General features: G+C 65.2%; 18 protein-coding genes. 11 read left to right on the top strand and 7 right to left on the bottom strand.

The window, feature by feature from the left end:
* The first annotated feature begins 148 nt into the window (after positions 1–148).
* From hutH to ACYPXD_RS23240, 7 genes are all read left to right on the top strand, one after another.
* On the top strand, positions 149–1672 hold the full coding sequence (hutH, locus tag ACYPXD_RS23270; RefSeq protein ID WP_459716507.1) for a histidine ammonia-lyase: 1524 nt from the start codon (positions 149–151) through the stop codon (positions 1670–1672).
* A gap of 1 nt (position 1673) precedes the next feature.
* A complete protein-coding gene (gene hutC, locus ACYPXD_RS23265; protein WP_459716504.1) occupies positions 1674–2369 on the top strand; it encodes a histidine utilization repressor in 696 nt (231 codons plus the stop codon).
* Positions 2370–2543: 174 nt separating this feature from the next.
* The gene (gene hutU / locus ACYPXD_RS23260) at positions 2544–4238 is read left to right on the top strand and encodes a urocanate hydratase (RefSeq protein ID WP_459716499.1); all 1695 of its coding nucleotides are present in this window, start codon (positions 2544–2546) and stop codon (positions 4236–4238) included.
* 17 nt (positions 4239–4255) lie between these two features.
* Positions 4256–4870, top strand: coding sequence for a HutD/Ves family protein (locus ACYPXD_RS23255; protein WP_459716497.1), 615 nt, complete (start codon positions 4256–4258; stop codon positions 4868–4870).
* Between the two features lie 41 nt (positions 4871–4911).
* Positions 4912–6129 carry an imidazolonepropionase gene (hutI, locus tag ACYPXD_RS23250; protein ID WP_459716494.1) on the top strand — a complete coding sequence of 406 codons (1218 nt, stop codon included), beginning with the start codon at positions 4912–4914 and terminating at the stop codon, positions 6127–6129.
* Positions 6130–6482: 353 nt separating this feature from the next.
* A complete protein-coding gene (locus ACYPXD_RS23245; protein ID WP_459716492.1) occupies positions 6483–7151 on the top strand; it encodes a hypothetical protein in 669 nt (222 codons plus the stop codon).
* A 218-nt stretch (positions 7152–7369) separates the two neighbouring features.
* The gene (locus tag ACYPXD_RS23240; protein ID WP_459716489.1) at positions 7370–8758 is read left to right on the top strand and encodes a DHA2 family efflux MFS transporter permease subunit; all 1389 of its coding nucleotides are present in this window, start codon (positions 7370–7372) and stop codon (positions 8756–8758) included.
* Between the two features lie 25 nt (positions 8759–8783).
* Here the strand turns inward: ACYPXD_RS23240 and ACYPXD_RS23235 are convergent, their stop codons facing one another.
* Positions 8784–9371, bottom strand: coding sequence for a hypothetical protein (locus ACYPXD_RS23235; RefSeq protein WP_459716487.1), 588 nt, complete (start codon positions 9369–9371; stop codon positions 8784–8786).
* 102 nt (positions 9372–9473) lie between these two features.
* On the opposite strand from ACYPXD_RS23235, the gene ACYPXD_RS23230 reads away from it, so the two are divergent.
* Together ACYPXD_RS23230 and ACYPXD_RS23225 are read left to right on the top strand one after the other, a co-directional pair.
* Complete coding sequence (locus tag ACYPXD_RS23230; protein ID WP_459716485.1) at positions 9474–10445, top strand: helix-turn-helix transcriptional regulator; 972 nt, start codon at positions 9474–9476, stop codon at positions 10443–10445.
* On the top strand, positions 10442–12466 hold the full coding sequence (locus tag ACYPXD_RS23225; protein ID WP_459716483.1) for a DUF3857 domain-containing transglutaminase family protein: 2025 nt from the start codon (positions 10442–10444) through the stop codon (positions 12464–12466). The genes ACYPXD_RS23230 and ACYPXD_RS23225 overlap by 4 nt, the downstream gene beginning before the upstream one ends.
* Before the next feature lie 21 nt (positions 12467–12487).
* Here the strand turns inward: ACYPXD_RS23225 and ACYPXD_RS23220 are convergent, their stop codons facing one another.
* Together ACYPXD_RS23220 and ACYPXD_RS23215 are read right to left on the bottom strand one after the other, a co-directional pair.
* Positions 12488–13639: a branched-chain amino acid ABC transporter substrate-binding protein gene (locus ACYPXD_RS23220; RefSeq protein ID WP_459716481.1), complete on the bottom strand. Its 1152-nt coding sequence runs from the start codon at positions 13637–13639 to the stop codon at positions 12488–12490.
* Positions 13640–14066: 427 nt separating this feature from the next.
* Positions 14067–15407 (bottom strand): aminotransferase class III-fold pyridoxal phosphate-dependent enzyme, encoded by a 1341-nt coding sequence (locus ACYPXD_RS23215; RefSeq protein ID WP_459716479.1) that lies wholly within the window; start codon positions 15405–15407, stop codon positions 14067–14069.
* Positions 15408–15725: 318 nt separating this feature from the next.
* On the opposite strand from ACYPXD_RS23215, the gene ACYPXD_RS23210 reads away from it, so the two are divergent.
* A complete protein-coding gene (locus ACYPXD_RS23210) occupies positions 15726–16712 on the top strand; it encodes a helix-turn-helix domain-containing protein (RefSeq protein ID WP_459716476.1) in 987 nt (328 codons plus the stop codon).
* Here the strand turns inward: ACYPXD_RS23210 and ACYPXD_RS23205 are convergent.
* On the bottom strand, positions 16709–17683 hold the full coding sequence (locus tag ACYPXD_RS23205) for a phosphodiester glycosidase family protein (RefSeq protein WP_459716475.1): 975 nt from the start codon (positions 17681–17683) through the stop codon (positions 16709–16711). The genes ACYPXD_RS23210 and ACYPXD_RS23205 overlap by 4 nt on opposite strands.
* Before the next feature lie 255 nt (positions 17684–17938).
* The gene (locus ACYPXD_RS23200) at positions 17939–18400 is read right to left on the bottom strand and encodes a hypothetical protein (RefSeq protein WP_459716473.1); all 462 of its coding nucleotides are present in this window, start codon (positions 18398–18400) and stop codon (positions 17939–17941) included.
* A 219-nt stretch (positions 18401–18619) separates the two neighbouring features.
* Between ACYPXD_RS23200 and ACYPXD_RS23195 the strand changes: the two genes are divergently transcribed.
* Complete coding sequence (locus ACYPXD_RS23195) at positions 18620–19507, top strand: alpha/beta fold hydrolase (protein WP_459716471.1); 888 nt, start codon at positions 18620–18622, stop codon at positions 19505–19507.
* 57 nt (positions 19508–19564) lie between these two features.
* On the opposite strand, the gene pdxY is transcribed toward ACYPXD_RS23195, so the two are convergent.
* Positions 19565–20428, bottom strand: a complete 864-nt coding sequence (gene pdxY, locus ACYPXD_RS23190; protein WP_459716469.1) for a pyridoxal kinase PdxY — start codon at positions 20426–20428, stop codon at positions 19565–19567.
* Positions 20429–20650: 222 nt separating this feature from the next.
* Entirely contained in the window at positions 20651–22111 is a 1461-nt protein-coding gene (glgA, locus tag ACYPXD_RS23185; protein ID WP_459716466.1) for a glycogen synthase GlgA, read from the bottom strand.
* Positions 22112–22121: the final 10 nt, after the last annotated feature.

Below are 22121 nucleotides of genomic sequence, written 5' to 3'. Positions count from 1 at the left end.
CCCTCACGCGAATCGAAGCAATTCAAACAGGCCCCAAACACCGCCCCTAATGGAATCCCCTGGCCCACCCAGCATAAAAAACAACTTGTATATACAACCCGGCGCAGCTAGACTGCCGCCATAACTTGTCTATACAGGAACGCTTTCCATGATCCTCACGCCCGGCCGCCTGACCTTGCCGCAACTTCGCCAGATCGCACGCGAGCAGGTCACGCTCGAACTGGACCCCGCGAGCTTCGCCGCCATCGATGCCTGCGCGAACGCGGTCCGCGACATCGCGGCGAAAGGCGAGCCCGCGTACGGCATCAATACCGGCTTCGGGCGTCTCGCGAGCACGCATATCCCGCACGATCAACTCGAACTGCTGCAACGCAATCTCGTGCTGTCGCACGCGGTCGGCGTCGGCGAGCCGATGTCGCGTCCGGTCGTGCGCCTGCTGATGGCGCTGAAGCTGTCGAGCCTTGGCCGCGGCCATTCCGGCATCCGGCGCGACGTGATCGACGCGCTGATCGCGCTCTTCAACGCAGACGTATTACCCGTGATTCCCATTAAAGGCTCGGTCGGCGCATCGGGCGATCTCGCGCCGCTCGCGCACATGTCCGCCGTGCTGCTCGGCGTCGGCGAAGTGTTTTGCAAGGGCGAGCGCATGTCGGCCGTCGACGGTCTGCGTCTCGTCGGTCTGAAGCCGCTCACGCTGCAGGCGAAAGAAGGTCTCGCGCTGCTGAACGGCACGCAGGCGTCCGCGGCGCTCGCGCTCTACAACCTGTTCGCGATCGAAGACCTGTATCGCACGGGCCTCGTGGTCGGCGCGCTGTCGGTCGATGCGGCCGCGGGCTCGGTCAAACCGTTCGACGCACGCATTCACGAACTGCGCGGACATCAAGGCCAGATCGATGCGGCGTCCGCGTATCGGGCGCTGCTCGACGGCTCGGCGATCAACCTGTCGCATCGCGATTGCGGCAAGGTGCAGGATCCGTACTCCTTGCGCTGCCAGCCGCAGGTGATGGGCGCCTGCCTCGACCAGATGCGTCACGCCGCCGATGTTCTGCTTATCGAGGCCAATGCGGTTTCCGATAACCCGCTGATCTTCCCCGACACCGGCGAAGTGCTGTCCGGCGGCAACTTCCACGCGGAGCCCGTCGCGTTCGCCGCGGACAATCTCGCGCTCGCCGCCGCCGAAATCGGCGCACTGGCTGAGCGCCGCATCGCGCTGCTGATCGACGCGACGCTGTCGGGTCTGCCGCCGTTTCTCGTCAAGGATGGCGGCGTCAACTCCGGTTTCATGATCGCGCACGTCACGGCCGCCGCGCTTGCTTCGGAAAACAAAACACTTGCGCATCCGGCGTCGGTCGATTCGCTGCCGACTTCCGCGAATCAGGAAGACCACGTTTCGATGGCGACGTTCGCCGCGCGCAAGCTTGCCGATATCGCGGAGAACACCGCGAATATCCTCGCGATCGAACTGCTCGCCGCCGCGCAAGGCGTCGATCTGCGCGCACCGCATCGCACGAGCCCCGCGCTGCAGCGCGTGATGAGCGTGGTGCGCAACGAAGTGCCGCATTACGAGCTCGACCGCTACTTCGCGCCCGACATCGCCGCGATTGCGCGCCTCGTGCAGAGCGGCACGATCGGCGCGCACAGCCCGTTTGAATTTGCGTCCGAGTGTCGCTGATATGAACGCACCCGCCTATCAGGGCATCAAGGACTTCATCCTCGGCCGCATTCACGCGGGCGAGTGGGCCGAAGGCGACCAGGTGCCGTCGGAAAACGAGCTCGCACGCGATTTCAACGTCGCGCGCATGACGGTGAACCGCGCACTGCGCGAGTTGACCGCCGAGCAGGTGCTCACGCGCGTGCAGGGCTCGGGCACCTTCGTCGCGCGCCCGAAGTATGAGTCGACGCTCGTCGCGATTCGCAGCATCTCCGATGAAATCGTCGCGCGCGGCCATCGCTATCACGCGAAGGTGCTGCATATCGGCGGTGCCATTGCCGATGCCGAGCTTGCCGGCGAGATGCAGCTGAAAGCGGGCAGCGCGATTTTCCATTCGCGCGTGCTGCACTTCGAGAACGACGAGCCGGTGCAACTCGAAGAACGCTGGGTCAACCCGGCGGTCGCGCCCGACTATGCGCTGCAGGACTTCACGAACACCACGCCGAACCAGTATCTCGTGCGCGTCGCGCCGCTGCAGCGCGTCGAATACCGGATCGAAGCGCTCGCGGCCGACGAGGTGACACGCGACTGGCTGTCGATGGACGATGCCGAACCGTGCCTCGTATTGCATCGGCGCACATGGTCGCAAGGCGTTGTCGCGTCGGTGGCCAACCTCTGGCACCCTGGCAGCCGTTACCGTTTTACCGGGCATTTCTGATCGTGCGCAGCGTGGCCGCCGCAGTTGCCTTGTAGTTGCCTTGTAGCTGCCTTGTAGCTGCACCGCAGTTGCCCCGCAGTCGCCCCGCAGTCGCCCTGTATCTGCCATTTACTTTTCGTTGTCGTGGCCGCGGTTATCAAGCCGCTTTTATCCGCACTTTCAAGGCTCATCACCATGAACAACCCGAAGCATATCGATCCGCGCCTCGACCCGTCGCGCACGATCCGCGCGCCGCGCGGCAGCGAGAAGACCTGTAAGAGCTGGCTCACCGAAGCCGCGTACCGGATGATCCAGAACAATCTCGACGCGGAGGTCGCCGAGCATCCGCACGCGCTCGTCGTCTATGGCGGCATTGGGCGCGCAGCGCGCAACTGGGATTGCTTCGATCAGATTCTCGCGTCGCTGAAGGATCTCAACGACGACGAGACGCTGCTGATTCAATCGGGCAAGCCCGTCGGCGTGTTCCGCACGCATCCCGATGCGCCGCGTGTATTGCTCGCGAATTCGAACCTCGTGCCGCATTGGGCGACGTGGGACCATTTCCACGAACTCGATCGCAAGGGCCTCATGATGTACGGGCAGATGACCGCGGGCAGCTGGATCTACATCGGCAGCCAGGGCATCGTGCAGGGCACGTACGAGACATTCTTTTCGGTCGCGAACCAGCATTTCGGCGGTAAGCCGCAGGGGCGCTGGATCCTGACGGGCGGCCTCGGCGGGATGGGCGGCGCGCAGCCGCTCGCCGCGACGATGGCGGGTTTCTCGATGATCGCGGTCGAATGCGACGAAACGCGCATCGACTTCCGCCTGAAAACGCGTTACGTCGATAAAAAGGCGCAGACGCTCGACGAAGCGCTCGCCATGCTCGACGACGCGAAGGCCAGCGGCAAGCCAGTTTCGATCGGCCTGCTCGGCAATGCGGCCGATGTCTTCGCCGAACTCGTAAAACGCAACATCACACCCGACTGCGTCACCGACCAGACCAGCGCGCACGACCCGATCAACGGTTATCTGCCGCAAGGCTGGAACGTCGCGGACTGGCGCGAGCGTCAAAAGACTGATCCGCAAAGCATCGTGATGCCGGCCAAGCAGTCGATGGCCAACCAGGTGCGCGCCATGCTGACCTTGCAGCAGCGTGGCGCCGCGACGCTCGACTACGGCAACAACATCCGGCAGATGGCGCTCGACATGGGTGTCGACAATGCATTCGATTTCCCCGGCTTCGTGCCCGCCTATGTGCGGCCCCTGTTTTGCGAGGGGAAGGGGCCGTTCCGCTGGGTCGCGCTGTCGGGCGATCCTGAGGATATCTACAAGACCGATGCGAAAGTGAAGGAGCTGATACCCGACGATGCGCATCTGCACAACTGGCTCGATATGGCGCGCGAACGGATTGCGTTCCAGGGCCTGCCCGCACGCATCTGCTGGGTCGGCGTGAACGACCGCTATCGCCTGGGCCAGGCGTTCAACGAAATGGTCAGGAAGGGCGAACTGAAGGCGCCGATCGTGATCGGCCGCGATCATCTGGATACCGGCTCGGTCGCCAGTCCGAACCGCGAAACCGAAGCGATGCTCGACGGCTCCGATGCGGTGAGCGACTGGCCGCTGCTCAATGCGATGCTGAACACCGCGGGCGGCGCGACGTGGGTATCGTTGCATCACGGCGGCGGCGTCGGCATGGGCTATAGCCAGCACGCGGGCGTCGTGATCGTCGCCGATGGCACCGAGGCCGCGCATGCGCGACTGGGCCGCGTGCTGTTCAATGACCCGGCAAGCGGCGTGATGCGTCATGCCGATGCCGGTTACGACCTCGCGCGCAAGACCGCCGTCGATGCGGGCCTCAAGCTGCCGATGCTGGGCCGGTCATCATGACGTCGCGCACGGAGCCCATGGCATCAACGATAAAAACCACGCTGATTCGCGGCGCGAATCTGATTGCCGCGCCATGGAAAAACGGCGGCGGCGTCACGCGCGAGATCGCGGCGTATCCGCACGGCGCGGGCTTCGATACGTTTATCTGGCGCGTGAGTCTTGCCGACGTCGCGCAACCGGGGCCGTTCTCGTCGTTTGCGGGCATCGACCGTACCCTCGTGCTGCTGTCCGGCGCGGGCATGCTGCTCGATGAAGCGCAAGGGCGCACGCATGCGCTCGAGCGGCCGTACGACATCGCGCGCTTTGCCGGCGAAGCGGCGGTCGATGCACGGCTGATCGACGGCGCGACGCGCGACTTCAATCTGATGATCCGCCGCGGCGCCGCAACAGGCGATATCGACGTATGGCGCGGCGGCGAGTCGCACACGGCTTCGGCGGATACGTTGCTGCTGTTTTGCGCCGCCGGTTCGGTGGACGTGACGCTCGCCGGCATCGACGAACCCGTTGCGCTTGCAACGAACGACACGCTGTGGATCGACGACGCCACGCATGAGCTGCACTGTGCCCTGAGCGGCAACGGTGCCGTGCTTGCGATATCGATCCGTCATGCCGGGCGCGCGGCGCGCGCCTGAACGACGCGCACGCTAGCGCACACCTATCGAGCGAGCTCACGATGAAGCAAACCGTCTGGCATCACCTGAAGCTTTGCGCGCAAGGCGATCCGAACGACACGATCGCCGATGCCGCAATCGCGGTGCAGAACGGCCGCATCGAATGGCTCGGCGCCGCGCATGAACTGCCCGGCGCATACCGCGGCTGGCCGCGCGAAGATCTGGGCGGCGCGTGGGTCACGCCGGGGCTCGTCGAGTGTCATACGCATCTCGTGTACGGCGGGCAGCGCGCCGACGAGTTTGCGCAGCGCCTCGAAGGCGTCAGCTACGAAGAGATCGCGCAGCGCGGCGGCGGCATCGTATCGACCGTGCGCGCGACACGTGCCGCCGACGAGAACGCACTGCTGCGCGCAGCGGCCGCGCGGCTCGAACCGCTGATCGCCGAAGGCGTCACCGCGATCGAAATCAAATCCGGCTACGGCCTCGACCTCGAAAACGAGCGCAAGATGCTGCGCGTCGCGCGGCAACTCGGTGAGCGCTATCCGGTCTCGGTCTACACGACGTTTCTCGGCGCGCACGCGTTGCCGCCCGAATACGCAGGCCGTGCCGACGAATATATCCGCGAGGTGTGCGAACGGATGTTGCCCGCGCTGGCCGACGAGGGGCTCGTCGATGCCGTCGACGTGTTCTGCGAGCGCATCGGCTTTTCGCTGGCGCAGAGCGAGCGCGTGTTCGAGGCCGCGGTGCGCTACAAGCTGCCGGTGAAGATGCACGCGGAACAGCTGTCGAATAGCGGTGGCGCCGCGCTTGCCGCACGCTACCGCGCATTGTCCGCGGATCACCTCGAATACCTCGACGAAGCCGGCGTCGTCGCGATGAAGGAGGCGGGCACCGTCGCGGTTCTATTGCCGGGCGCGTACTACTTTATCCGCGAGACGCAATTGCCGCCGCTCGACCTGCTGCGCCGCCATGCGGTGCCGATCGCAATTTCGACCGACAGCAATCCCGGTACGTCGCCCGCCACCTCGCTGCTGCTGATGATGAACATGGCGGCCACGCTGTTCCGGATGACGGTGCCCGAGATCCTGCAGGCGGTGACGCGACATGCGGCACAGGCACTCGGCAAGGCCGACGTGCACGGCGTGCTCGCCGCCGGTCGCGCAGCCGATTTCGCAGTGTGGTCGGTCGAGTCGCTTGCGGAACTGCCGTACTGGGTCGGGCGATCGTTGTGCGCGCGCGTCGTGCGGGCCGGAGAGACCGTGCACGCGAGCCGCACCTGAACGCGCCGGCGGCCCCACCCAAACGCCATCGAATCCATCGCCGCGCGAACCCGCTTTCCGTCGCGCGAAGCCCCCTCGCGCGCGGGTGCGTCCGAGCGTGTACCAGCGTTTTCAAGCGCGCAATTCACGTGCCAAGGAACAAGGCACCGTTTCTCGCAGTCAATCCTGTCATGGAACGACGTGCCATGCGGCGCGGCTGTTGCCGTCACGCGTCATCGGCGGTGGCTGCCCGGCTTGCGCGCGGCATCACGAAGCGACTAATCTTTGACGGGAATCGGCGAGCGCGGCAGCGCACTCGATGCGCGCTGTGCCGGGTTGCCTTCGGAAGGAAAAAGCGAAAGGAAGGCCCAGCGATGGAATATTCCGACGAAACCCTGCTGTCGGTCTGGCGGGGGAATCTGCTGCTGTTGACGCGCGAGGTTGGCGCGGCGACGCGTCTTGCGCGGATGATGACATTCTCCGCGTCGTACCTGAAGCTCATGCTCGCGGGCCAGCGCGATTTCAGCGAGGAGTTCGCGCGCGGCGTCGAGGCGGTGACGGGCCTGCCGGCCGGCTGGATGGACGCACCGCACGAAGCACACGAAGTGCCCGAAGCCGCACAGACCGCCATCGACAACGAAGCGCCGCTCGCGCGCTTTCGCGGCACTGCGGCGCCGGTGCGCAAGAAGGCGGTGCTGCGGCCGCCCGAACCGATCTTCGGGCAAACGCCCGCGAAGAAGCCCGACGACGACGCGAAAGACGCCGAAGCGCATCGCAAGCAGGCGTATCTGCGCAAGGTGCGCGACCTCGCGATGCAGGAGGTGCGGCGCTTCGAGCGGCACCTCACGCATCCGCCGGTCGACGTTGGCGCACTGCGCACGAAGGTCGAAGACGTGATGGGCGCGGTCGATCTCGACGACCACGTGCATGCGGACCTCGCGGGCCGGCTCGAACAGATCGAAAAGCATCGGCATATGCTGATCCGGCATGTCGAGAAGCTGCATGAGCTGCTCGCAGGCCTCGGCGAAAGCGATGGCGCCTGAACACACGGCGCGGATGCTGGCGCGGACACTGAGCGCCGACAGCACCGTGAGCATTCGATGCGCATGCGACGATCCGCGCTGAGCGCGCGCGGTTGCGCTTGAGCGGGCCACTCGAGCAGGCCGCCTCGCGCCGCGCAAACGTCTGCACGAAATGCTCGGTAACAGTGGGCACGGCGCGATCGCTCGTCGTCCGACGTGTTTTGCGGTAAAAGAAACGCATGACCGACCGTGCCCGACTGATCCCCATCATCGTTGCCTGCCCCCTGTTGCTGCAAAACCTCGACACGTCGATCATGGCAACCGCGTTGCCGTCGATCGCACGCTCGCTTGCCGTCGAACCGCTGCATCTGAATCTGGCGATTACCTCGTATCTGCTGAGCCTTGCCGTGTTCCTGCCGGCAAGCGGCTGGCTTGCCGATCGTTTCGGCACACGCCGCATTTTTTGCACGGCGATCGTGCTGTTCTCGGTGGGCTCGACGCTGTGCGGCCTCGCGACTTCGCTGCCGCAACTCGTGCTGTTTCGCGTCATACAGGGCATGGGCGGCGCGATGATGGTGCCGGTCGGGCGGCTGATCCTGCTGCGCAGCGTGCCGCCCGCGCGCATGGTGGCCGCGATGGTCTGGTTCACGGTGCCGGGCGCGGTGGGGCGCCTCGCCGGACCGCTGCTCGGCGGCCTGGTCGTTACCGTCGCGTCGTGGCGCTGGATCTTTCTGCTCAATGTGCCGTTCGGCGTGATCGGTGTGCTATGCGCGCTCGCGTTTATCGAAGATACGCAGGAGCCGCACGATACGCGCTTCGATCTGCCAGGCTTTCTGCTGCTGTCCGTCGGGCTGGTCGGGATGGTCGGCGGCTTCGAGACGGCCGGGCGCGGACTCGTGGCGCAACCGGTGACGCTCGCGCTGATCGGCACCGGCGCGCTGGCGCTCGTCGCGTACTGGTTTTACACGCGGCGTCATCGGGAGCCGATCATCGATCCGGGTCTGCTCCGTTATCACGCGTATCGCACCGCAGTGGTCGGCGGCATGCCGTTGCGCATCGCGCTCGGTGCGTCGCCGTTTCTGCTGCCGCTGATGCTGCAGTTGGGCTTCGGGCTCTCGCCGCTCGCATCGGGCTCGATCAGTGTCGCCACCGCGGTCGGGTCGCTGTCGGTGCGTGCGCTGATGGGGCCGGCGATCCGCGGTATCGGCTTTCGCCGGCTGCTGATCGGCGCGACGCTCGTCACGGGCTGCTTCTACGCGAGCTACGGTCTTTTCAGTCCGGCCACGCCGCACGCGCTGATTTTCGTCGTGCTGCTGTTCGGCGGCCTGTTCAATTCGCTCGCGATGGTGACGCTCAACACGCTCGGCTATTCGGATATGCCGAAGCCGCAAATGAGCCGCGCGACCGCGCTCGCAAGCATGGCCCAGCAACTGTCGATCAGCGTCGGCGTGGCGTTTGCCGCGTCGCTGCTCGCGTTGACGGCGTATCTGAATGGCGGCAGCGCGGCGCAACTCGGTGCGCGCGATTTTTCACCGGCGTTTTTCGTGGTCGGCGCTTTGACGCTCTGTTCGTTGCTGTTCTTCGTCAAGCTTTCGCATGACGAGGGGAATGAATTGCGGCAGCGTTGAGATCGATCGTGCAGGACGCAGGCACTCAACGTAGGCGTTGTGCGGCAAATTCCGCTTCGAGCGTCCATGTGACGCCGTCCGGCGCGAGTGCGACGCCGGTCCAGTGAAAGGCATCGCGGCCGATGTCCGTGAAATTCCAGCGAATCGGCGTGCCGTCCGCGTGCGTGCCGATCTGCACGATCGCGTCGCCGATGCGCCGGCCAATCAGTTCGTCGCGCTGGCCCGTCGCCGGGTTCAGATACGTGACGCGCCATGCGCGCAACGCCGGGTCCCAGATGCGCAGTGTCGTTCCATACATGTCATGTGTGCCGTTGGACCTGACGGCGCCGCCACGGGCGCCGTCGCCTGCCGCGTGTGCGCGGTGCTCGCGCGGCGGCATGATCCAGACGTCCTGCACCGCGCGGCCCTCGAGCACCCGGCCGAATTCGATCTCGCCTTGCAGCGGCGCGGCGCGCAGGTCTTCGCGATAGTGCAGCACCTGCATACGCCAGCTGCCGACGAGCCAGCCGTAGACGTCGTCTGCTTCGTCGATATCGGCAGCGCGGCAAGGCGCGCTCAGCGCAGTGAGCAGCGATTCCGCTGCGACGGGTTCGTGCAGGCGATCTGCGTTCATTTCACCGATGCTCCGTTCGCGTTGAAAAGGGCGGGGCGCACATACGACCGCGCTTTGCGTCGATGTGATAAAACAACGATACGGCGTTCGAGGGGTGACATCTTGGGGAAAATTGCCGCGCAACTGGACGATGCGCTGCGCGCGCGCGATCAAGCCGGCGCGTGTGGCGCGCTGCTCGCGAGGCCGCTCGCGGCGGGCGATGGCTGGTCCGTCATGGACATGCTCTGCACATTCGGCCCGCACGACCATCCATTCGGCGAACGGCACGACGGCGTCTGCATTGCGGCGGTCGTGGCCGGCTCGTTCGGCTACCGGAGCGCGCAGGCGCGCGCGCTGCTGGCGCCCGGCGCGCTGCTCGTCGGCAACGACGGCGAGTGTTTCGAATGCGGACACCGTTATGGCGCGGGCGACCGCTGCGTATCGTTTCACTATCGGCCCGGGTATTTCGAATCGCTTGCGGCCGATGCGGGCGTTGTAAGCGGCATAAGCGTCAGCGCACGTACGAGCGGCCGCGGCACGCCGCGCTTCGCGTGTGCGAGCATCGCGCCGCTGCGTGCCACCGCGCCGCTTGTTGCACGGGCGTGCGCGGGAATCTCGACAGCCGTATCGCTTGCCTGGGACGAACTGGCTATCGAACTCGCCGTCGCGGCATTGCAGGCGGCCGGCGCCGGTCAACGCAAGCATGCGCACGAGCGACGCGCCCATGCACCGGCCGCCGCGTGGTCGCGTGTCGCGCAAGCCGTGCGCCTGATCGACAGCACACCGGACGCGCCGCACACCTTGCACACGCTCGCGCAGGCATGCGGCCTGAGCGACTTCCATTTCCTGCGCACATTCGAGCGCATCGCCGGCGTCACGCCGTATCAGTATGTGCTGCGCGCGCGATTGCGCCATGCGGCGCTGCAGCTTGCCGACAGCGACGGCACGCGCGAGCGGATCGTCGATATCGCGTTCGGTTGCGGCTTCAACGATCTGTCGAACTTCAACCACGCGTTTCGGGCTGAGTTCGGGATGAGCCCGCGCGTCTGGCGCACGCGACACGCACGGACGCCATCGGGCGCGCAGCGCGCATGAGCGGGTCGAGACGAAGCGCCCGCACGTTGGCGCAACGCGCGCTGCGCATGCTGTCGGGCCGCCGTATACCGGCGTTCCGCGCATTCACCGCCGCGAACTCGCCGCGCGCCTGTCTGCTGGCGTTCGTTTGCGCCTTGTTTGTCGCGCGAGGCGCATGGGCCGACGAGGCGACGGCCTCACCGGGCGATACCCCGCCTTCGACCATCGAGCGCGACGTCCATCTATTCATCGTGCAGAAAGACGGCTCCGTCGAAGAACACGACGACACCGTGTTGCGCGCGAACACGACGAGCGGCGTCGACGATATCGCGCAGCGCTACGTCTGGTTCAACAAGGACATCGAGCAGGTGCAACTGCTCGCGGCGGACACGATCGACCGCGACGGCGTCGCGCATCCGGTCGGCCCCGACGGCATTCGCGACGTGCAGGAGCCGCGCTCGGCCGGCGCACCGACGTTCCAGGACGGCGTGTTGCGCACGGTAATCTTTCCGGGCGTCGAACCGGGCTCGCGCGTGCATCTCGCGTTTCGCAAGACGCGCACGGTGCCGCTGCAGACCGGTACATTCGCGTATTTCGTCGAACCGTCGCGTGGGCCGATCGAGATGCAGAAGCTGATTTTCGATCTGCCCGCCGACGTGCCGCTCTATGCCGATGCGCGCGGCTACGTCGCGGAGCCGCCCGTCACCGAAAACGGCCGCACGCGCTACACGTTCGATTATCAGCACGGCCCCTATGCGCCGATCGAATCGGGCGCGGTCGGCTATGCGACGTGGGGCGACCGGCTGATGGTATCGACGACGCCCGATTTCGCCGCATTTGCCGCGCGCTATCGCAACGCGGCCGCCGACCCGTCGACGAACGATCCGACCATCGTGCGGCTCGCGCGGCAGCTGACCGCGCAGACCGACGACCCGCGTGAGAAGGCGCGGATTCTCTACGACTGGATGCGCTTCAATATCCGCTACGTCGCGCTTTTTCTCGGCGAAACCGCGGCGGTGCCGCACAAGGCCGTCGACGTGCTGCGCAACCGCTACGGCGATTGCAAGGACCATGTCGCGCTATATGGCGCGCTGCTGGCCGCGGTCGGTATTCAAAACCAGCCGGTGCTGCTGAACCTCGGGCCGGTCTATACGCTGCCCGATGTGCCGGGCTACGGCGCGAGCGCGATCAATCATGTGATTACCTGGATTTCTTCGCTCGCGCTGTTCGCCGATACGACCGCGGGCGGCACCGGCTTCGGCTATTTGCCGGCCAGCGTGATGGACCGGCCGGTGCTGCTGGTCGACGACGGCATCCTCGTGCGCACGCCGGCCGTGCAGCAGCGTGCGCGCGACGCGCGCCTGCAGATCGACATCGATCGCGGCGGCGCGGGCCGTTTCAGCTATCGCGTCGAAGATGCCGGCGCGCCGGCCGAAACGGAACGCAATATGTTCCGGCGTTCGACGCGCCAGCGCTGGCAGCAGATCGCTGCCGAACGGCTGCGGCAAACCGGCCTCACCGGCTTCGCGCGGATGCGGCCTGGGGAATTGAATGCGACCGCCGGGCCGTTCGTCACGTCGATGCAAGGCACGCTCGAGCACGTGACGTGGCCGGACGGCACGACCGCGCTGCCCGCGTTGACGAGCCTGTCGGGCGGTATCGCGACGCAGGTGCAGGTCTGGCTTGCCGAACCGCAGCGCACGCAGCCGTGGGTCTGCATCGGCGGCGACTTCGACGAGACCTCGCAAATCACGCTGCCCGACAGCGTGCGCGTGACCGATCTGCCACAAGACGCGCAGGTGCACGACCGCTTCTTCGATTTCTCATCGCACTACGTGTTCGATCCCGATACGCGGATCGTGCAGATCACGCGGCGGCTGAGCGCGCGCTTCGGGCACCAGATGTGCAGCGCGGACGAGTTCGCCGCGGCACGTGCATCGCTTGTCAGAGTCGAACGCGATGCGCTGTCGCAGATCGTCGTGCGCGCCGGAAACGAAGCGCGGCCGCCCGTCGCGCCACTCGCTCCTAAGGCGGCACAGTAAGCGCAACGGGCGAGCAAGGGCCTACGTGCCGGTCTTCGTCACAACCGGCACCCACACGCCGTTCTTCACCTGATACAGCGTCGAGGCGGCATTCTTCAACGCACCGGTGCTGTCGAACGCAATCGTGCCGGTCACGCCTTCGAAGCTGATGCTTTTGAGTTTCGGCCGGTAGGCGGACGGTGTCGCGGAACCTGCTGCCTGCATCGCCTTGATCGCGGCCCACGTCCCGTCATAGCCGAACGGCGCATACGACAGGATGTCTTCGCCGAACTTCGCCTTGAACTTCTGCGAGAAGTCCTTGCCGCCCGGCAATTGCGCGAGCGGCCGGCCGTATTCCCAGGCCATCGTGCCCTCGGCCGCGTCGCCGGCAAGCTTGATGAACTCGGGGTCTTCCACACCGCCGCCGCCGAGCAGCTGCGCACTCATGCCGAGCTGTTTCATCTTCTTCGCGATCGCGGCCGCCTGCGTATCGAGGCCGCCGAAGAAAATCAGATCCGCGTTGGTCGATTTGATCTTCGTGAGCTGCGTGCTGAAGTCGACCGCGTGATTGTCCGTGTACTCGCGCGCGACGATGTTGCCGCCGGCGGCCTTGACGGCTTTTTCGAATTCATCGGCTTCGCCCTGGCCGAACGCGGTGCGGTCGTCGATGATCGCGATGCGCTTCGCTTTCGTCGTCTTGACCGCATAGGTGCCTGCGTTGCCGGCATTTTGCGCATCGGTCGAAATCACCATGAACGTGTTCGCAAAGCCACGATTCGTGATCGTCGGATTGGTTGCCGCCGGGTCGATCATCGGGATACCTGCTGTTTCGTAGACTTGCGACGCGGGAATCGTCGTGCCCGAATTGAAGTGGCCGACCACCACGGCGACGTTCGCATCGACGAGCTTCTGCGCAGCCTGCACGCCGACGCGCGGGTCCGCCTGGTCGTCTTCGGAGACGAGCACGAAGGTCGCCACCTGGTCGCCGATCTTGATCTTCTGCGCGTTCGCTTCGTCGATGGCGAGCCGGATGCCGTTTTGCAGATCCTTGCCGTAACCGGCGTTCTGCCCTGTCAGCGGTGCCGCGGAACCGATCTTCACGGTCAGTTCGTCCGCCGACGCGGCGGACGCGGCAATGGCGAGCACGACTCCCAGCAACAGCGCGAACGGCTTTAGTGTTTTGCACAAGCTCATGGCTTCTCCTTACGTCGGCACAGCTGATGGACAGGAAAGCAGGCGTTTCGCGCAGCGTAATGATAGGCACGCGTGGCGGCGCGGTTTGCCGGATGGTTCGATGCGATGACGCCTCACACGATCGGAATGCACGAGATTACGGATGACGCGAAGCAGCGGGCAATGCAGGAAAACGCGAAGCCCGCGGGCCGCAAGCGCAAGCGGCTGTCGGACCGATTGGCGCGAATATAGAAAGCCAATTTCTGGCCGTCTTGGCAGATCGCGGCATGCGCAATGCGGATTTCGGCACAGCCGCCGTGCTGTGAAGCGGCGTGCGAGTCACGATGGAAATGGGCAGCAGTGCAGAAAAGCGCGGAACGACCGGCGCCCGATAGGGGCGTATCGGGCGCCGGTGTATTTGAGCGGTGTGAAAAGAAGCGTCGCGCTACTAGCGTTCTGCTTGTTCGAGCCCTGCGGCAAGTGCTGCCACGATCACGTCGAGGTGCTTCCTGTCGGCGACCAGCGGCGGTGCGGCAACTATCACCGTTCCCATGGGCCGCACAAGTGCGCCGTGCGCGCGTGCGATATCGCACACGCGATTGTGGTACCCGCCCATCAGATCGACCGGCTCGCGCGTCGACTTGTCCGCCACGAGATCGAGCGCGACGAGCAGGCCCTTGCCGCGCACGTCGCCAACCGTGTCGAAACGTTCGGCAAACGGACGCAGCGCGTCGAGTAGATAGTCGCCCTGCGTCGCGGCATTGGCCGTGAGCTGGTCGCGTTCGATGATATCGAGCGTGGCGAGCGCGGCCGCGCATGCAACCGGATGACCGGAGTTCGTATAGCCGTGCATGATCGCGCCGGTGAAATCGCTGTTGGTGTGAAACGCGCGCTCGATGCGTTCGTTGACGACGGTTGCGCCGAGCGGCACATAGCCCGACGAGAGGCTCTTCGCGAAACACATGATGTCGGGTTTCACGCCCCACAGGCGGCTGCCGAATAACGCGCCGGTACGTCCGAAGCCGGTCACCACTTCGTCGGCGATCAGCAGCACCCCGTGGCGGTCACATACCTCGCGCACAAGCGGCCAGTAATTCGCGGGCGGCACAATCACGCCGCCCGCGCCCTGAATCGGCTCGGCGATAAATGCAGCGACCGTGTCCGGCCCCTGAAACACAATCTCGCGTTCGAGCAGCGCCGCGCAAAGCTTGCCGAGTTCATCGGGATCCTCAGTGAACGGATTGCGATATAGCCACGGCGGCTCGACATGAAAAACACCGGGTAACGTCGGTTCGTAATTGCGCCGGAATACGGTAAGGCCGTTCACGGCGCCTGAGCCGAAATGCGTGCCGTGATAGGCCATGCGTAGCGCGATGAACTTGCTACGTTCTGGCTGCTTTTCGATTTTCCAGTACTGACGCGCGAGCTTCATGGCAGTTTCGACCGCGTCCGAGCCGCTCTGGCTGAAAAACACGCGGCGCATGCCTTCTGGATCGAGCATGTCGACGAGGCGTTTCGCGAGTTCCTCGGCACGCGGGTGCGAGATCGCGCCGCCGAAAAGGGTCGAGTATTCGAGCTCGTCGAGTTGCTCCGAAATCGCTTGCTTGACTTCGCGGCGGTTATGTCCGACCGCGACGTTCCAGAGTCCGGACGAGCCGTCGACCAGTTCGCTACCCTGATCGTCGTAGAGGATGCAGCCGTCGCCGCGCACGATGCGCAGCGGCTGGACGGCCTGGTCAGCGGCCGGATGGGATTCCCAGTTCCAGAAATGGCTTTGAAACGCTTGCATGCAGGCTCCTTGAAGCGAAATGTAGGGGGCAGCGTGTCGTGCGACGCGTGCGGACAATGGCGCGTGGTGCGGTTGAGCGGACCGGTTCGGCAAGCGTAAGGAAACGGTGCGCACGGCAGTGTTCCAGGACCGGCGAACGGGTTGGCCGAAGCGCGCTTTTTGCGCGGCGGCGAAAGTGCGTGCGGCGGCCATGCGCCTTTCAGGCCGTGTAACCGGCTTTTGCTGGAATAAGCGGTCGTTGCGCTCTGTTCTCCATGTAGGCATCGAAAGCGCTGGATCTTTCGATCTACGTTTCATGACTGACAACCTCTTGAGCACATGCAAAACGATTACTGCCGCCACCTGGTGCTGACCCACGAGCCCGACAGCAAGGACAGTTGGCGCCGTGACAGCGCGATGAAGCTGCACCTCGATTGCGAGTACGAGTCGGGCGATCCGGCCGGTTCGTGCCTCGATGCGTGGAGCCTTGGCCGGCTCGACATGCTGGACGGGCGTTTCGCACATATGTCGCTGTCGCCGCTGGCCGACCGCGGCGATACGTGGCTATATCTGAAGCTCGTCAAAAGCGGCGCGATGCATATCGAGCAGGGCGGGCAGGCGCGGCGCATCGGACCCGGCGAGATCGTGCTCGTCGAGTCTTCGCAGGATTACTGGCAGTCGTTCGGTGGGCAGACCGATTTGATCGCGCTGCGTTTCCCGTCGCATGCGCTGAAGGAGCGTGGCCTGCGGCACACGCTGCGCGGTCTGATCACGCCCGATATGTCGGCCGCCGATACGCGCGCGATCAGCGAACTCGTCACGTCGATCGCCGCGCAGCGCGGCGAGACGAGCGCGAGTCTGCGCCACCGCCAGGGCGATCAGTTGCTCGAACTGATCGATCTGCTGATCGAGGACCCTGCCGCGCTGACGCGTGCGCGCAGCGGCGATGCGACGCTATTTCGCGCCAAGCGCTTTATCGCGCAGAACCTGCGCAATCCGGAACTGACAGTGCCGCTGATCGCCGCGGCGGTCTGCGTGTCGGAGGCGCACCTGAGCCGGCTGTTCCGCGGCGAAGGCCAGTCGGTCATGCGCTACGTGTGGGAGAGCCGTCTCGTGCTGGCGGCGGATATGTTGAGGCGCGGCGGGCATGGCGATAAAGGCCGCGTGCAGATCAGCGATATCGCGTATCGCTGCGGGTTTTCGACGCCCGCGCACTTTAGCCGCGCCTTCAGGGAGCGTTACGGCGTCTCGCCACGCGAGGCGCTCGCCGCGAATGGGCGCGAAACCGCGATCTGGTTCAGTGCGGCCCGCCCCCGTGCCGCTTAGAACGGCAGTTGCGGCAACGCTAACGCGTGCACGCCGAAGCCGACCGCGTCGAAGCGCTCGGCGCCGCCGCTTGGCGTATTCACGATAAACGGCTGCCCGAGTACATCGGCCCGCACCATTTCGGTCGAGCCGCCGCCGTCGAGATTGATCGCGTCGGTGGCGCCTGCCGCTAGCATCAGTTGCGCCGATTGCTCGTTCGTCGTGCCGGTCGAATAGCCGGGCAAGCGGCCGTCGACCACCGCGAAATACAGATAGCGCCCGTTTTGCGACAGGCCGACGAGCGTGCGCGGATTCGGATTGAGCGGATCGCCCTCGTTCGGGCTTTGCGCGCTGACGTCCTGGCCGTTCTTCACAAGGATCGCCGAACCGGCGACCGCGTACTGGATCAGCTTCAGTTGCGCCGGCGAAATCTCCGGCGCTTCGGCGATATACGCGCGGTTCTGCCGCGTCACCGCGAGCACCGCTTCGCTTTGCGTCGGATCGGTCGTGAGCGGGCTCACCACCGTGCCGTTCGAGACGAGCAGGCCGATCACGGTTTTCGGTTCCGGCGCCGCGTTGCAGCACGGCGCGAAGAAATTGCCATTGATCGCGATGCGCGTACGCGTACGCGCGGCGAACTGCGAGATCGTTTCGGCCGTCGTGTTGAGCGACCCGCTGTGCTGCGTCGTTTCGAGCGAGATGCCCGGCGCGAACAGGTCGATGCGCGTGATGTAGGCGCGGCTGATGGTCGGCGCGCCGCCGGCCGTTGCCGGGTTCGACGGCACCGTCGCCGTTTCCGCATCGACGCCGAGGTAGACCGGCGAGTAGCCGCTCTGCGTGATCTCGGTGCTCGGGTTGGGGATCTGTGATGCGGTTGCAGCAGTCTGCGCTTGCGCGCCGAGCGAGGCGAGGCTAAAGACGGCTGCTGCAATGGCGGTCTTTAAACCCGCGGTCTTCAGACGGAACGATGCAAGGGGGTGGGCACGTGCCATGTCGTAGTCTCCCGGGACTAGCGTTGGAAAACGGTTTGGGATCAGTCCGGGAGATGACGATAGGGGCGGAGGATGAACGTCGCGTGATATTCGGCTGACGTTTAAATTTCTTCTTTTTAGATTGCAAGTTACTTACAAATGCATGGGTGGCGCGTGCAAACACACGAATGCGTGTGGAAGTAAGTCAGAAAAAACACGGCAGGGCCGCGTGCGGGCGCGAGCGCAACCCGCAGGCATCGAAAATCGATCAGGCGATCACTGCTCGCCTTGCATGCGCAGCAGTTCTTCGCGAAGTCCCAGTAGCGGTTCTTTCGTTTCGTCGTCGGCCCACGTGTCGAGGTCGTCGAGCGCGTTCTGGCAGCCGTCGAGCACGATATCGAGATCGACCGGCACGCCGTTGGCCATCGCGAACTGCAGCGTCTCGGCGAATTGCCGGCATTCTTCCTCGCCGTACGAAATATCCAGACTGTCGGCGATCACAAACGCGATATTGCTGCGCGCCTTGTCGTCGGGCGTGACCATGTCGACGATGCCGCGCGCCACCGCGGGCGAATAGTAGAGCGCAATATCGAGCCATTGCGCGGCGTCGAAGCCGTCTTCTCCGAACTGCGCTTCGAAAAACTCGATCGCTTCCTGCTCGTGTGCTTCGTCTGCGTCGACGCTGACGCACAGCGCCTCGAATTGCTCTTCGCGTTCGCTGCGGATATAGCCGTCCATCGATACCTCTTTGCCTTTAAATAAAAACTGCGCGTTCGTGGTGCATGGGCGCTTCGATCGCGCTGTGAGCGCGCTGGGGTTGCCTGTCGCGCGGCACGCATTATAGGACGTGGCAGGGGGCAAAAGCTTTCTGCAAGGAATAATGCAACGCCATCGTTTGTTATTTGTACGCGTCACAGGAATTGATTTGAAGCCGCTCGCTCCGAGGAGATCGTGTCCATGTCCGTAAAACCCCATTCGCGCTTCGTGCGTTTCTTTCTGTTCGCGTGCGCGGCGCTGGCCATGCAGCATGCGCAGGGCCAGTCGCAGGCCAAAGGCGAACAGCCACCCCGCTGGCAGATCTTGCCGCCGACGCCTGCGCCCGTCGCGGGCGAGCAGACGGGCCGGGCAGAGGTCAACGGCATCCGCCTTTACTATGCAACGATCGGCCGCGGTTCACCGGTCATTCTGATGCACAGCGGGCTAGCGAATTCCGACTATCTCGGCAACCAGGTCCGGGCGTTAATGAAACATCACAAGGTGGTGGTCATCGATAGCCGAGGCCACGGTCGCAGCTCTCGCGATTCGCATGCGTTCGGCTACGACCTGATGGCCGACGATGTCCTCGCGCTGATGGACAAGCTGCATATTCAGAAGGCCGATGTGGTCGGCTGGAGCGACGGCGCGATCATCGGACTCGATCTGGCGATTCGGCATCCCGACCGCGTCGGCAAGGTGGTCGCGTTCGCCGCCAATACGAAAACCGATGGCGTGATCGAAGGCGTCGAAAAGAATCCGACCTTCGCCGCCTTTATCAAACGGGCGGGCGACGAATACCGGCGGCTGTCGCCGACGCCGAACGAGTACGACGCGTTCGTCGAGCAGATCAGCCATATGTGGGCGGCGCAGCCGAACTGGACCGACGATCAGCTGAAGTCGATCAGATCGCCGGTGCTGGTGCTCGACGGCGACCACGACGAAGCGATCAAGCGCGCGCACACGGAATATATCGCCGCGACGATACCGGGCGCCGGTCTGGAGATTTTGCCCAACACGAGCCACTTTGCGTTCCTGCAGGACCCGGCGGCGTTCAACTTCGCGGTCCTGCATTTCCTCGGCGACGAGTAGCCGGGCAGGCGTGACGGTGCCCGAGAACGTTCATTCGATCTCGCGCACCTTGACACCTCACGCCGATTCGACGACCCATGCATCGAACCACTCGCGCGGATGCGCGATGTCGTTCTGCGCGGCGATCAGCTCGAGTTCGTAGCGGCCGGCGTCCCATGTCGCGCGCATCACGCCGTTGACGGCCGCCAGCGTATGCTCGAACGCGACACGCAGCGGGTCGCCGAGCAGCGTACGCGTGACGAACACTGCGCTCGTCAGGTCGCCGACACCGACCGGCTGGCGCGCGAACGGATAGAGCGGGCGCTGTCCGACCCAGCTCTCGCGCTCGGTCACGACGAGCATGTTGAAGCGGTCCGCCGGGCTGTTGCGATCGAGCAGATGCTTGACGAGCACGAGCTTCGGCCCGCGCTGCATGAGTTCGCGGCACGCCACGACCGCCTCCTCGGTGGTCTCGATCATGCGGCCGACGAGGCGCTGCAGCTCGCTGTGGTTCGGCATGATCGCGTCCGACACCTCCGGCATCGACTTCACGAGAAACTCCTGGATGCCCGGTTCGACGCGGCAGCCGGTTGCCGTGCCCATCACCGGGTCGCAGAAGTAGCGCGCATGCGGGTTGACCGCCTTCACCGCGCGCACGATTTCGATCACCGCCTGCGCCTGCTCGGGCGTGCCGAGATAACCGGAGAGCACGGCGTCGCAGCGCGGCAGCATGCCGATCGCGCCGATCCCTTCGACAAGCTCCTGCATCTGCTTCGCGTCGATCGCGCTGCCGGCCCAGTGGCCGTATTGCGTGTGATTCGAGAACTGGACGGTGTTGAGCGGCCACACGTTGACGCCCAGACGGCGGATCGGGAATTCCGCGGCGCTATTGCCCGCGTGCCCGAAGACGACGTGCGACTGGATGCTCAGAACGTTTTTCATGACTGGCGGCGCGGGGGGGCGCGTATTTTTATAGCGAGTGCTTCGCCGGGTTGCCTCGATCGATCGGACTTGCGGCCCGATGCCTATGCGCATTGAGTGTCGCGCGCGGATGCTGCGCGCGCAACGTGCGTCAATGAACAATACATGACTTTTTGTGCCGTGCAACGATCGGGCGACTCGCGCTGTTGCGCCGACCCGTCAGGCGCGAGCCGCTATCGGCATTCAGACCAGCTCGCGATACAACGCGAGATACCGCTGGGCCGAGGTGCTCCAGCCGAAATCCTCGCGCATTGCGCGCTGTTGCGTGGCCTTCCATTCGCTGCGCCGCGCGTACAGCGCAAAGGCCCGCCGGATCGCGGCGGCGAGCGCCTCGGGCTCGAAGCGGTCGAAGACGAAACCGGTCGCGGCCTCGTCGGCGAGATTTTCGAGCGACGCGTCGACGACCGTATCGGCGAGGCCGCCGACCCGGTGCACGAGCGGCAGCGACCCGTAGGCGAGCGCATAGAGCTGCGTGAGCCCGCACGGCTCGAAGCGCGACGGCACCGCGACGACGTCGCTGCCCGCGATGATCGCGTGCGCAAGCGCCTCGTCGAAGCCGAGTTCGACCGCGACCGATTCCGGATGCGTCTGCGCGACGCGTTGCAGGCCGGTTTCGAGCGCGGGGTCGCCGGTGCCGAACACGACCAGCTGGCCGCCGCGCCGGATGATTTCGGGCAGCGCGGCGAGCAGCAGGTCGAGGCCTTTCTGCTCGGTGAGGCGGCTCACCACACCGAACAGCAGCACGTCGCTTTTCTGCGGCAGGCCGAAGCGCGCCTGCAGCGACGTCTTGCAGGCGCGCTTGCCGGCAAGCCGCGTATCGGTATAGCGCGCGGGCAGGAGCGCGTCGGTCGACGGTTTCCAGACCGTGTAGTCGACGCCGTTCAGAATGCCCGACAGGTCGTGCGTGCGTTGGCGCAGCAAGCCGTCGAGGCCGCCGCCTTGCGCGATGGTCTGGATTTCGCGCGCATAGGTCGGGCTGACGGTGGTCAGGCGGTCCGAGAAGTAGAGGCCCGCCTTCAGGAACGAGATCTGGCCGTAGAACTCGACGCCGTTCATGCCGAAGAAGTCGGACGGCAGCCCGAGCATGCCGAACTGCTGCGCCGGGAAAATGCCTTGATACGCGAGGTTGTGCACCGTGAACACGCTTTTTGCGAGCGGCCGGCCCCGCTCGCGTTCGGCGGCCTTCAGATACGCGGGCGCGAGGCCCGCATGCCAGTCGTGCGCGTGCAGGATCTGCGGCGCCCAGGCCGCATCGAGATGCTGCGCGAGTTGCGCGGCGCACCAGCCGAGCAGCGCGAAACGCTGCGCGTTATCGCCGTACGGCACATGCTGGGGGTCGAGATACGGGTTGCCGGGCCGCTCGTAAAACGTATCGGCGCGAACCACGTAGACGATCACCCCGTTTGCCGCGAGCGTGCCCTGTTCGAGCCACGCCTCGGACGCGCCGAAAGTCCGCTCGAGGCGCGCGACGCGCTTCAGGTCCGTCAGTCCGGCGAGCACGGACGGGAAGCCGGGCAGCAGCACGCGCACGTCGGCGCCGAGCTCGATCAGCGCGGGCGGCAGCGCGCCGGTGACGTCGGCGAGGCCGCCCGTCTTCAGTAGAGGGTACAGCTCGCTTGCGACGTGCAGCGCGCGAATCGTCATAGGCGTCGTC

The organism is Paraburkholderia sp. 2C, assembly GCF_054589215.1.
The sequence above is the reverse complement of the archived record's forward strand: the minus strand, read 5'-3'. Positions and strand labels throughout refer to the sequence as shown.